We start from the raw sequence: 12,997 nt of genomic DNA on the forward strand, positions 1-12,997 counted from the left end.
TTTTTTAAAGTGTTTCGAGTTCCCTGTTCCGAGCCGGTTCTCCGCGAGCAACCATTTCATCGCGAGCTTCCTTCCAAAAATTCAACACGTCCGGCGAAATGCCGGTCGCATCCTGAAACTTTGCGCCAACGAACGCATCGGCCATTTCACACGCAAGCTGTTCGCTGACGACGGATTCGCCCATGCACAGACAATTCGCACCGTTAACCACCCGGATCATTCTCGCCGTAGCGACCGACTCGCAGGAGCAGGCCAGAACTCCTTTGAATTTTCCGACGCTTATACTGGCCCCGGTTCCACTGCCGCAGCAACTGATTGCGATTTCGGCTGCGCCGGACTGCAACGCTTTTGCGACTCGCTCCCCGACGGAATTATATTTGATGAATTTGTCGGCATTGAAGCATCCGACATCAATGATCTCATGCCCCTGTGATTCAAGATGCTTTTTGATCGCTGTTTTAAGCGCCAGACCTTTTACGGCCGATCCCACAATTATTTTCATGCGTCTCCTTTTTTACTTCTTTAAATCACCATCAAATCCGGCAATAAGGCCGTGGTTCCGTTGCTTGATGTCACCTTCCGAAACGAAAGAGCAGGCGCCAGTTGACTCATATCGAGAATCAATGGCGCAACCCCGTCAGGCCGAACAATTCCTTGTAACTCAACTTTAAACCCCAATAGTGTATCGACGGGATTAATGGCAAATTGAGTCCACGATTCAAGTCGACGGGTGCCAGCGGGATCAATCATACGATCCCGGTTGCCTAGCGGTGAGGTTCCTCCTCCGGGATGATGTAACGTGGCAGACTGAGCGAAGCCACTTAAGCCAGTGTCGTTCTCTATCATTTTAAAACGCTCGACCATCCCCGCATAAATATCGCTCTCTCTCACACTCTCACGGTAAAGGTCGGCATACTCAACCGCAGCCTGTTGCAAAGCCCGATAAACATCCGCCTCACGATCCGACACCGACCCGCCCAGTTTCACCATCAAAGATTGCGACACGATATGTTCGGCATACCGCGCACCAACCACCAGTTTCATCCATTTTTCAGGACGAACCCGATACTGCGCTGAAGCGATCGGATGCAAATGGAGTTCCTGCCCGGCCAGCGCAATCAGAACCAGATTAGCATCCACACCCCGGGCGGCTAAATTATCCAGCAACAGACCGCGCACCATCAGTCCGTTCATGCCCTCTCTGAGTTGCCCGGCCGTCTCTCCCAGCGCCTGCATCGCAGTCCCCGACAACCACTCCAGCTTTTTAAATGAGCTGCCTTCGAGCCCGCCCGGCAATGGGCGGACAATCCGATCCATCACGGCCAAATAATCTTTTGAATCGGCGGTTGCGGTCGATGCTGTCAGCGGAGGAACTGTCTCTGAAAAATTGAATTCAATTCCTGGAAAAAGTTTAAAGACCGATGGAATTTCGTCCTTCAGTCGAGGCATTTCAAACGTCTTTGAAACAACCGTTATCTTGAACGAATCCGTGCTGGAAACCTGCACCAGCGCCTGAACCGGAGAAGCCGCACCCGGCGCAATATCACCCAATTGATGTTTCAGCCCCGTCAACCAGCGCATGGCGCCCTCGCTGGAAAAAACGACGGCGGCGTATCCGCAGTCTGCCAGCACACCAGCCAGATGCCGCAACTTCAGGCGAAGTTCTCCAGCGGTTGTCACAGGCGGAGGACTTGATTTCCCTGACCCCGCCTGACAAGAGAAAATAGCCGGTCCGGCATCTTCCGGTTCTCTCTTTAATTTTACGTCTGTGTTGATCATTTTTTTACCTTTTTTATAACGAAGACACCATCGCACTGATTCCTGTGGCCAGCAGACAGACACAGGTCAAACAATAGAGCCGCTTTCTTGACATGCGATGGCCAAGAGCCAACCCGATCCGGCCTCCACAGTAAATCACCGGCGCAAAAGCCAGTCCGGTCAACACCGACATCCACAGCGGACCGAACCCCGGCAGTACAAACATCATTCCAATCATAATTGGAATGAATGTCAGAAACGTTGCGAAGTAAAATCCCCGGATTTTTTCAGGCGGCCAGTCGTGCGCCATCACCCAAAGCACCAAAGGCGGCCCACCCATCCCGACCATTCCGGCGAGCAAACCGCTGGCCGAGAAAGCCGTCGCCGTATATCCCCAATGGATTTTATCAACCGGCTTCGGTTTCCAGACAGCCTGAATACCCACCAGCAGGCAAATAATCGCGCCTACTGTGAAGCGAATGTACCGGGAATCGAGCGTGATCAGCTTCTTCAAAATCAACAGCCCGGCGAGTAGCCACACAACGCGCAACCCCGTGGCTATCCAGGCCTGCCTCCAGGGAATGGATGCATAAAGACAGCGTACTCCGAAAAAAGACTGAATGAGGGATCCAACCGCAACCATCACGATGACCTGTTGAAGAGGAATGCCTAACCAGACCAGCAGAGGCGTGGCTAACAACGCATAGCCGAACCCGACAGAGCCCTGCACCACGGCCGCAGCTCCCAGCACACATCCTGACAAAATGACGGTTATAAGACTCATAAACCTGATTTCTTTTCATTGTAATACGGCCGGACGCTCGTTTAGAGCGCCGTCCGGCATGATTACAGGAAATCGCAATTTCATTTTTTTGCTTTGGCCATTTCCCTGCAGGCTTTAGCAATATGTGCAGGGCCGAATTCGTGTTTATCAAACAGATATTGTTCTGTAGCGACCTCACCGAACTGGTCAGGGATGCCAAGACGTTTAACTTTTGTCGGACAAACTTCGCTCAATATTTCACAAACCGCACCGCCGAGGCCGCCGATAATATGCTGATTTTCAACCGTTACAACCGCACCGGTTTTTTTTGCAGACCGAATCAACGTGCCTTCATCAAAGGGCTTTACGGAACCGTAATGCAGCAATTCAACCGAAATACCTTCTGCTTTCAGCTGCTCAGCAACTTCAACAGCAAACTGCGTCATATAGCCGGTCGAAACCAGTGTGACATCCGTTCCTGTGCGCAGTACCACAGCACGCTCCGGATCAAAGACATAGTTTTCATCAAAAACTTTTTTAACCTGCGAGCGAACCAACTGCATATAGACCGGCTGCTTAGAAGCCGCCATATGATACATCATCGCACGCAACTCATAGACATCGCAGGGGCTGTACACATGCAGGTTCGGCATCACTCGCATCGTCGCTAAATCCTGAAAATCCATGTGTGTTCCCCCGTTGGGGCCCTGCGTGATTCCCGTGGCCGTTCCGACAATTTTTACGTTCGTGTTGGCATATGCCACACTGAGATAAATCTGGTCGTAAACTCGGCGTGAGGCGAAACAGGAAAAGCTCGCACAAAAAGGGATTTTCCCCTCAATTGCCAAACCCGCTCCGACACCGATCATATTCGCTTCGGCGACACCGGCATTTACATGATTTTTCGGATGAGCCGCAATAACCGCCGGATTGGTGCCGGAGGCTTTTCCTAAATCCGCCTCAAGACACATCACATCAGGATTTTTATCCATCAGCTCGTTCAACACCGCAGCATATACCGCCCGCATTTCCATTTTATGCAAATCACTCATTTATTTTCTCCGTATAATTTCTTTTTAATAAGGAAGTTTGACGTCCTGTACCGCAAGGGATTCTAAATAGCGGTCGTGCGAAGCGCGATCGGGCACCCTGATGTTGTGACTCCCCGCAGTGTTTTCAACCAGCGGACACCCCTTCGCTTTAATCGTGTGGGCAATTACCATGACAGGTTTGCCTTTCACGGCTTTGGCCTTGGAAAGTTTGCTGTAAATGTCATCCCAATCATGCCCATCCATTTCAAACACTTCCCATCCAAAGGCTCGCCATTTGTCTGCAAGCGGTTCAAGACCGAGTACTTCATCGGTAGAGCCGTCGATCTGAAATTTATTGTAATCCGTAATGGCGATCAGGTTGTCCAGCCGGTGATGTGCAGCGAACATGGCTGCTTCCCAGTTCTGGCCCTCGTTACTTTCGCCGTCGCCAATTATGCAAAACACATGGTGCAACTGCTCATTCGTCTTCGCTGCCTTCGCCATTCCGCAAGCAACCGAAAGTCCCTGCCCCAAAGAGCCGGTTGTTGCGTCTATACCGGGAACGCTGCGGGCATCCGCATGACTCGGCAGTCTGGTGCCGTCGGCATTAAGCGTGCCAAGCCAAGCCGCTGGAAAAAATCCTTTATAAGCAAGCGCGACATAAAGCACCGGCGCGGCATGTCCCTTTGACAATACAAGCCGATCTCGACCGGGAGCCGCCGGATTCGAAGGATCGACACGCATGACCCGGTAGTACAAAGTATGCAGAATTTCTACAAGGCTGAGCGCCCCGCCAATATGCCCCGATCCCGCTCGGCAGATCATATCAGTAATTATATAACGCCATTCCGCCGCCATGCGCTCTGCTTTACACTGATCAAATTCTTCACTCACATTCTTCTCCTTATTATTTGCCCATTACTAACCCATAAAAAACAGCCGTTCCTGCCAGAAACAGCACCCCATATACCATCATCCGAAACAATCGTTCATTCACCCGGTGATGAAGCCAGTCGCCCACGGCGATCCCGGCAACAAGAAAAGGAAGTGCTGCCGTGATGGCTTTCATGATCTGAGGATTCCAAACCCCGCCAATCACAGTCCATTTGACAATCAGAATGGTATTTAAAACCGTCCACAGCAGGCAAAGCGTAACCCGGAACAAGGACTTATCGGGCAACGCCCGGCCTGCATAAATAACAACAAAAGGGCCGCCGGTGCCAAAGGCTCCATGAATCACCCCGCCAGTCAAAAGCACCAGCCTCATCCAGACAGAGCGCGTGTCTTTTGCAACCAGCAGTTTGTGACCAGCGCGCCATGTTTTGACAAATCCTCGGAACCCGACCCCCACCATAAAAGTCGCAAGTAATGCTTTAAGTCCTGTTTCCGGCAACTTATCGAACAGTAGCATACCGATCGGCAATCCGATGGCGGCATGCAGAACGATAAACAGAAAGGGCTTCCATTGAATATGCCGCCACGACCTCGCCACGATGTAAATAGCCAGAAGCCAACCCAGCACAACTAGAACCGGCACAGCCGTATGAAGACCCAGCAAGGCCGCAGCGAAGGGCAAAGCCAGCACTGTACAGCCGAATCCTGTGACTCCCTCCAGCATATGCGTAAGGAACACCACCACCCCGAACAGTAAAATGGCAAGTAAAGGATCCATCAGACGGCCAGCTCCTCATACATCTGAAATAAAATCTGCGCAGTCACCGGAACCGGATTATTATTCATCAACGGATGAAAACTCTCCTCGACCAGCCGAGAAACCTCTGCCTTCGGGATCCCGGCGTCTTTCAGAGTGCATGGCAACCCGCCGTTCACTTTGAGATTGCGAATGACGGCAGACATTTCTTCAATGGAAAAAAATCCGCAATACCGGGCAAACGCTTCCATCCGTCCGTCCATAGCTGGAGCATTCAATTTCAGGGCAAATTCCAAGGTGAATGCACAAGCTGTCCCATGCGGCATATGGAACCGGTTTGACAATGGAAACGAACAGGCATGTACCATTGCATTTTTCGGCAGCTGAAAAGCCATGCCGGCCAGCAGTGCGGCATAGGACATCGCCGCACGAGACTCTGCATTGGACGGGTCTGCGTACACCACAGGCAGGCTTTTGAATATCAGGCGGGCAGCTTCCATTGCCATTAGGTCGCAAATCGGCTGGTGATTTTTCGACCAATACCCTTCCATTGCATGCGACAAGGCATCCAGTCCGGTTGCAGCCGTTATTTTTAAGGGAAGCGAATAGGTCAGCTCCGGATCAATGAGGGCTAATCGCGGATAAAATGAATCAGAAGCAATCGGTCCCTTCACACCCTTTTCCCGATCATCAAGCACCGCAAACGGTGTAACTTCGGAACCGGTACCAGCGGTTGTCGGCACGGCAATCAAAGGCACCCGATCCCGACCGAACTTTTTCCCCTCTGTATGAAAGACCCTTACACTGGGTTCTTCGGTACAGGCCAAACAACAGGCCGCCTTTGCACAATCCAGCACACTGCCACCGCCTACCGCAACCACGACGTCCGCATTGACTTCACGAATAACCCCGGCAAGCGCATCCACATTTGCCACCGTTGGATTCGGCTCCACATCAGTAAATACTGTACAGAGGCCGATTCTGTTCTTCATCTCTTTAAAAAAATCGAGCTCCGCCACTCCGGCATCTCCAACCAGAACAACCCGCTCCCCGCACTGCGCGACCACTGCGGTTATTTCCTCCCGTACACCAGAGCCGAACCGCACCCTGACCGGAAGTTTAAAATCCCACTGCTTCTGCATAACGATCCTTTTTATTTAAAAAATAAATTAATATCTCTTCAGACCCATCCGGTCAATTTATTTTTATTTTTTTTTGAATTAATTTGGCTCGCATCAAACAGACCGCTGGCATTAGATGTGCGCTATGCGAAATGGCCTTATAGAAAAGAAACTTTTTATCATCGACTACATCCGGAGGTTTTCTCCGGTTCCCCGCCACATCATTTCGCAACGTTTCAACATGAATCCAGCCACCGTCGGCAACATAATGGAGCGGCTTATAAATGACGGCCTTGTCATGGAAACCCCACTCACTCCCCTCGAGGAACGCCGTACCGCAGGCCGCCCTCCGGTCGGCCTGAAAATAAACCCGCTCGCAGGTTATTTTATAGGGATTGATATTTATGACAGGCGACTGACAGCACTCCTTACCGATTTCGAATGTACCCCTGTCTGCGAATACCAAGCGACATTCAAACAGGGGGCTTCCGTCGACACGATCCTTAAAACACTCGAACAGTCCGTCCGTGCCCTTTTGAAAATATCAGGCAAGCCAAAAATTAAACTCAAAGGAATCGGCCTTGGCCTTCCGGGCCGCATCAACCTGACCGATGGAATTGCGGTCGAGTATTCCCGTATACCGAACTGGAAAAATATTGCCGTCGGGCCTTTCCTCCAAAAAGCATTCAACACACCCGTATTTATAGAACACAATAGCAACACGACAGCCCTTGCTACGGCCTGGCTTAGCTATCCGCACATATCCGGAGTTGTTGCAACCGTTCTGGTACGGACTGGAGTTTCTCTGGGCATCGTTCAAGACCGTCAAATCATCAATAGCGGCAGGTACAGCGCAGGAGAACTAGGCCATACCGTGATCAATTTTAACGGACCTACCTGCCGGTGCGGAAATAAAGGTTGCCTTGAAAACTACGTATCCGGGGCTGCCTTAAGCCGGATCGTGTTGGAAACAGCGGAAAAATACCCCGACTGGTCGGCCTCAAAAGTACTTAAAAAAAATACGATAGATGCCGATCTGATTTGGGAATTGGCCGCCGCCGGTGACCAACGAAGCCATGATATTCTCGAAACCATGTTTGGGCACCTCTGCATTGGAGTTGATACCGTTTTGAAGCTCTACGCCCCGGATGTCATTACAATTAATGGTATTTTTCACAAAGCCGCCCCCTTGCTGCTAAGCGCAATTGACCGGCTCTGTTCACACCCTCTGCGCAAACAAACCCGCATCTGTATTGAGCCGTACGACTTAAAAAACAGTGCCCTGGGGGCTGCTATCCTCGCAGCAACCTACACCTGCAATCCTGTTCACAATCTTCCCGGCCGACACGCCGTATAAAAAAGACCACTATGCATTTCTTCCTCGCTGAGGCGCGGCATCTGATAGAAAACTTTTTCTGCTGACTCAAACAGTTCCGTGTGATTGCAACGCGTTATGACAAAACCGCCCGCAACTTCTGGCAGCAATCCATCTGGTGTCTGCCGTCATCTGGCTTGATTGATGACACGCCCTAATGCAGTTCGCGTACCGCGCGAATCATAGCCAGATAGTTTTCCACCGGAACATATTCAGGAATACTGTTGCCTGTGCCGAGCGCATAACCGCCGCGCTTCGAAGTCTGTGCAACGATGGCCTTCGCCCGCTCATACACAGCTTCCGGCATTGACCGGCAAACAAAATCCAAATCCAGTCCGCCCAGAATGGCAATCCGGCTGCCGTACTTTTCATACGCTTGCTCTATCGGAAGAATGGCGTCTTCATAGGAGTGCTTTGCATCATATTTCATATCGTCGATAATATCATCCCAGACGGCTTCCAACTGGCCGCACGAATGCAAAATCGCCGGACGCCCGGCCGCGTGCGCGGCGGCGGCAATTTTCTTATGCCACGGAAATACAAACCGGCGCAACTGCTCAGGACTGAAAAGCGTTTGTGAGCGGAAGCCCCAATCGTCGTTGGAAATAATGGCTCCAACCGTGTCGTATTTCAGGCATTTTTCATAATACCGCAGGAAACGGGATCCGACCTGATTAAAAATATCCGTCGCCAGCTCTTCATCTTCCATGATCATAAAACAGAGGTTTTCATAACCCACCAGGCTGGTTACATTTTCCAGCACGCCGCCCGGCCCCCAGGCGATCAGCTTCATGCCTTCCGGCATGAACGGTTCAATTTCGGCGAGCTGATCAAACACCACCTTATCGGGATCAGGCCACGCGTAGGCATCGAACGAGGCGCGATCAGAAATGATGCCTTCATTCATTGAACAGGAGGCCTTTGATTCCTTGTTGCTCATCTCAAACGCAAAGTCAGCAAACACGACCGGCGCATAATCATAGCCCAGATTTTTGTAGGCAAGAATAGTGGTCAGCATCCCTTCCAGCTCTGGCGGGCAATCCGCCGGCAAAGAACCGCAAAACTGCTTGTAGAGCGGCCAGTTCATATAGAATTCAAACAGAGTCGGGCGGGATGGGCGCTTGTTCTGCAACACGGCACGAATATTATTAAAGTCAGGGCGCGGACAATACGTTTCAGTGGACATAGATTCTCCTCTACTGTTTTCAAAAGGCTATAGCTCCGCATTTTGACCGTCTATATGCTTTTGCAAATTAAACTTAATAAAATGCGGAAAACGATAAATGAAATACGGAAAGGATTATTCCCAAACTGCTTAAATGGATGTTTGATAATCAAAGCTATTAAAAGTAAATCCAGTTTGAAGCAGGGAAAAAACTATGTCGCGAACCCAGACCCTTGATTTTCTGAACAGGCGTAACAGTGGATATGCTCCAGTCATGCCTATCACCATGATGTTTGCCGCAAATTATATCGGCGTTCCATACAAAGAGTACGCTCTGAATCATGCCGTACTGGTGGAAGGACAAATACAAACAGCCCGACGCTTCGGCTTCGATTTTATTTCCGCCATTTCCGATCCGGCCAGAGAGGCCGAAGACTGCGGAGCAACGGCACATTATTTTGACGACCAACCCCCGGCGCTGGATGAGCATTGCGCCCTGCTTCAGGAAAAAAACCGGCTAAGTACGTTAACGATTCCGGATCCTCTGGCCGGAGGACGCATGACGGATCGGGTAAAGGCTGTCGAGCTGATGAAAAAACAGGCGGGAAACGAGTTTATCGTTGAGGGCTGGGTGGAAGGCCCTTGCGCCGAAGCGGCCGATTTGCGCGGCATCAATACGCTGATGACCGATTTTTTTGATGACGAACAATTTGTGCGCGACCTGCTTACTTTTTCAACCGACATGGCCATCCAATTTGCGAAGGTGCAAATCGATGCCGGAGCCGATGTCATCGGTATCGGCGATGCCGCCTGCTCACTCATCGGCCCGTCACTCTACAGCGAATTTGTTCTTGAGGAAGAAAAACGGCTGATCAAAGCCGTTCATGAGCGAGGCGCCTTTGCACGTTTGCACATCTGCGGAAACATTTCCGGCCTGCTGAACTATATGCCGGAACTGAAGTGCGACATCATTGACCTGGACTCCATGGTGGAGATAGAGACCGCTCGTCGGATTTTAGGATCGGATCAAATTCTGCTTGGACAGATTGATCCGGTACGAATCATCCGCAACGGCACTCCGGATCAAATTCGCAATGCAGTAGCTACCTGCAAAGCCGCAGCGTCCCCTTGGTATATCACCGGTGCCGGTTGCGAAATTCCCCGGGACACGCCTTTCGAAAACCTGCTGGCGCTAACCTCGCGAGCCTAGAGCGTTTTTAGAAGAACTGTAGCCGCGATCCGTGATCGCGGATGAACGGAAACAACACACCCACCGCAAGTTCCGGCGGGGTCACGGCCCCCGCCCTACAAGGCCGGTCAACGGCCACAAAATTTCCTAAAATTAGAGGCCATGCGCTTTTTTAAGGCGCAGCAGTTCCGCCGGATCAAGCAACGGATCACGGGTCTCTTTTTGCCAGTCCTGCAGTAGATTCTGGAGTTTCGTCAACTCCGTTGCGTATTCGGGATGATCCGCCAGATTAACCGTTTCAAACGGATCCTTGCCCAGATTGTATAATTCCCACTCCGGCGGATGCAGATCGGTTGAAAAAGCGTTTTTCAGCGCACTGTCTTTAAGTCCGGATACGTTGTCTGTCCCGCGACGATTCACCGGATTAGCTCGGGATGAATCCATGTTGTGAATTAACTTCAAATCGCCGTCGCGCACTGACCGGCGCGGATAAAAGTGGTTCTCGGCATGGGATGTATATTCGGAATATAAATCCTTACGCCAGTCCGCTGGTGTATTCCCCTGCACGGTCTCACGCAACGAACGGCCCGCCACCGGCGGACATTCTGCACCAACCGCATCCAGCACCGTTGGAACGATATCTACAGCTGACACCAAATCATCGCATTTCAATCCGGCCCGGCTGACTTCGGGCCATTTAACGATTAACGGCACATGCACTCCTGCCTCATAGCTGGTGACCTTGGCGCGGGTGAAATCAGGGCCGTTATCGCTGATAAAAATGACCAGTGTGTTGTCATACTGTCCGGCCTGCTTCAACCGGTCGAACAGCATTCCCAGCCCGACATCCATGCGATTGACGCAGTTGTAATACGCGGCCACATCGGAAAGCGTGGCGGCATCTCCAAGGAATCCGAACGGAATGACATCGGCCGCTGTATAAGGTTTTTCGGGAAGTCCTTTACACTGGTTCGCCTCCGCATCGTAGGGCCGGTGCGGATCAAAATAATTCAAATACAGAAAGAACGGGCGGGAGCCTGCTTTTTTCAAAAACTCCTCGGCTTTATCGGCCACCGTCCGGACGTCGCGGGTAACAATCGGGTTGTTACTGCGAGACCACTCGAAGTCGAAAGGAATCTCATTCGGCCCCACATTGACGTGTTGCTTGCCGATAATCCCGTTATAGAACCCCGCTTTTTTCAACAGGAACGGCAAGGTTGAAATCCCGGGTTTCAGAGCATACTCCGGATGAGCTCCGGCCAGTCCGATATGTCCGTTCTGATGCGGATAAAGGCCGGTCAGGATAGAACTGCGCGACGGACTGCACGAGGCGTGCGTCACATAAGCGCGAGTGAACAGCACCCCTTCGGCGGCGAGCCGATCCAAGTTCGGTGTAATCGCCAGCTTGTCGCCATAACAGCCCGCCTGCATTCCCTGATCGTCCGTCGTGATCAACAGAACATTCATCGGCGGCGCGGAAAAAACTCCCGTCGCAGGCGCGGCCATAACCGCGCTCAGCAATGCGGTTTTCAAACTTTTATTCACTGAGCGACTCCATGTTCTTTTGCCCACAACCGATACTGATCCGGCGGAAGCCACTTGAATTTCGCCGGGGGAAGAGCCGCGCTCCAGCGTTCAAATGCGCTCCGTAATTCATGAACCCGCTCGGGATAGGCTCCCGCCAGATTATTCTTTTCCCCGGCATCCGCCGGAATGTTGTACAGGCCGACCACTTTCAGCCCGCTCATTACCAGCTTCCAGTCGCCTTTGCGAGCCGCCTGCAGACCCAGTGCATCCCAGCAAAGCGTTTCTTCTCCGTGCAGCGGCTCTTGCGAAATCCCTGTCAAAAGCGGCATCAGGTTCTTCGAATCATACGTCCGGTCGGCGGGCAGTTTCCCGCCAGCCGTTTCGATGGATGTTGCAAAAATATCGGTAGCCAGCACCGGATGTGAACAGGATCTGCCGGGTTTTATTTTTCCCGGCCAATAGGCAGCCATCGGCACCCGCATGCCGCCTTCAAGAAGCGAACCTTTGTAGCCGCGCAACAGTCCGTTGTTGTAAGCCCCGGTTCTTTCCGGCCCGCCATTGTCGCTCAGAAAAAAGACCAGCGTGTTTTCTTCCAGCCCGCACGCTTTGAGCTTCTGCATGATGGTGCCGACACCTCGATCCATTCCTTCAACCATGTTCACCAGCATCCGGCGGTTCTCAACCACATCATCCGTTCCATCCAGAGGAATTGACGCATTGCCGGGGTCTTTATCGTACATCAGCGGCGTATGCGGTGCGCTGAAAGGAACATACATAAAAAACGGCCCGTTTTTATGCCGCTCAATAAAATCAGCGCTTTCGCGGGCAAAGGCATCCGTCAGATATTCCTTCTCGACGACCCGCCTGAATCCTCGTTGCATACTGTCCGGAAGTCCCATATTGCCCAGATCAAAATAGCGGTAGAGGGAATTAAGGAACCCGTAAAATTCATCGAAACCGCGATTCATGGGGTGACATTCCGGCTGAGTCCCCAGATGCCACTTGCCGAACATCCCTGTGGCATAACCCTGCTTTTTCAGTAGTTCAGGAAGGGTGATTTCCTCTTTCGGCAGACCCAGCAGATTGCCGGGAGCCGTTGGAACCACCTGATCGGGATTGCCGGAGAAACCGAAACGCAGATGGTGCCGACCGGTCATCAGGCTGGCTCGTGACGGACCGCAGGCCGGATAAGCGACATAGGCCTCTTTAAACTCCATTCCACCTTGGAAAAGCGCGTCAATGTTCGGCGTTTTTATATCCTTCGCGCCATGGATGCTTAGATCGGCATATCCCAAATCATCCGCTAAAATAATCACAATGTTGGGCGGCAGGACGGCGTTGTCGCTGTTTCCTGCAAAAGCTGCCCCCGCCGCAAAGCCAACCGACCACATCGTTTTGCTGAATCTCTTCATGACCA

The 12,997-nt window shown here is 51.8% G+C and carries 12 protein-coding genes; 2 read left to right on the forward strand and 10 right to left on the reverse strand.

Going from position 1 to position 12,997, the window contains the following annotated elements:
• Positions 1-4 precede the first annotated feature (4 nt).
• The 7 genes from HOO88_05985 to HOO88_06015 form a co-directional block, all read right to left on the reverse strand.
• Positions 5-502 (reverse strand): RpiB/LacA/LacB family sugar-phosphate isomerase, encoded by a 498-nt coding sequence (locus HOO88_05985; GenBank protein ID NOU36300.1) that lies wholly within the window; start codon positions 500-502, stop codon positions 5-7.
• 20 nt (positions 503-522) lie between these two features.
• Positions 523-1,650: a M24 family metallopeptidase gene (locus HOO88_05990; GenBank protein NOU36301.1), complete on the reverse strand. Its 1,128-nt coding sequence runs from the start codon at positions 1,648-1,650 to the stop codon at positions 523-525.
• 142 nt (positions 1,651-1,792) lie between these two features.
• Entirely contained in the window at positions 1,793-2,542 is a 750-nt protein-coding gene (locus HOO88_05995) for a sulfite exporter TauE/SafE family protein (GenBank protein ID NOU36302.1), read from the reverse strand.
• 80 nt (positions 2,543-2,622) lie between these two features.
• Positions 2,623-3,573 (reverse strand): transketolase family protein, encoded by a 951-nt coding sequence (locus HOO88_06000; protein NOU36303.1) that lies wholly within the window; start codon positions 3,571-3,573, stop codon positions 2,623-2,625.
• Between the two features lie 24 nt (positions 3,574-3,597).
• On the reverse strand, positions 3,598-4,410 hold the full coding sequence (locus HOO88_06005) for a transketolase (GenBank protein NOU36304.1): 813 nt from the start codon (positions 4,408-4,410) through the stop codon (positions 3,598-3,600).
• A gap of 49 nt (positions 4,411-4,459) precedes the next feature.
• A complete protein-coding gene (locus HOO88_06010; protein NOU36305.1) occupies positions 4,460-5,224 on the reverse strand; it encodes a sulfite exporter TauE/SafE family protein in 765 nt (254 codons plus the stop codon).
• Positions 5,224-6,345 carry an iron-containing alcohol dehydrogenase gene (locus HOO88_06015; protein ID NOU36306.1) on the reverse strand — a complete coding sequence of 374 codons (1,122 nt, stop codon included), beginning with the start codon at positions 6,343-6,345 and terminating at the stop codon, positions 5,224-5,226. Before HOO88_06015 ends, HOO88_06010 begins: the two co-directional genes overlap by 1 nt.
• 124 nt (positions 6,346-6,469) lie before the next feature.
• Between HOO88_06015 and HOO88_06020 the strand changes: the two genes are divergently transcribed.
• Positions 6,470-7,681 (forward strand): ROK family protein, encoded by a 1,212-nt coding sequence (locus HOO88_06020; protein ID NOU36307.1) that lies wholly within the window; start codon positions 6,470-6,472, stop codon positions 7,679-7,681.
• 172 nt (positions 7,682-7,853) lie between these two features.
• On the opposite strand, the gene HOO88_06025 is transcribed toward HOO88_06020, so the two are convergent.
• Positions 7,854-8,885, reverse strand: coding sequence for a hypothetical protein (locus tag HOO88_06025; protein ID NOU36308.1), 1,032 nt, complete (start codon positions 8,883-8,885; stop codon positions 7,854-7,856).
• Positions 8,886-9,078: 193 nt separating this feature from the next.
• On the opposite strand from HOO88_06025, the gene HOO88_06030 reads away from it, so the two are divergent.
• Positions 9,079-10,074 (forward strand): uroporphyrinogen decarboxylase, encoded by a 996-nt coding sequence (locus HOO88_06030; protein NOU36309.1) that lies wholly within the window; start codon positions 9,079-9,081, stop codon positions 10,072-10,074.
• Positions 10,075-10,206: 132 nt separating this feature from the next.
• Here HOO88_06030 and HOO88_06035 read toward each other — a convergent pair whose 3' ends face one another.
• Both HOO88_06035 and HOO88_06040 read right to left on the reverse strand, forming a co-directional pair.
• Positions 10,207-11,598 carry a sulfatase gene (locus tag HOO88_06035; GenBank protein ID NOU36310.1) on the reverse strand — a complete coding sequence of 464 codons (1,392 nt, stop codon included), beginning with the start codon at positions 11,596-11,598 and terminating at the stop codon, positions 10,207-10,209.
• Positions 11,595-12,992: a sulfatase-like hydrolase/transferase gene (locus tag HOO88_06040; GenBank protein ID NOU36311.1), complete on the reverse strand. Its 1,398-nt coding sequence runs from the start codon at positions 12,990-12,992 to the stop codon at positions 11,595-11,597. Before HOO88_06040 ends, HOO88_06035 begins: the two co-directional genes overlap by 4 nt.
• Positions 12,993-12,997: the final 5 nt, after the last annotated feature.

It is taken from the genome of Kiritimatiellaceae bacterium (genome assembly GCA_013141415.1).
In the GTDB taxonomy this organism is placed as follows: Bacteria; Verrucomicrobiota; Kiritimatiellia; order Kiritimatiellales; family Tichowtungiaceae; genus Tichowtungia.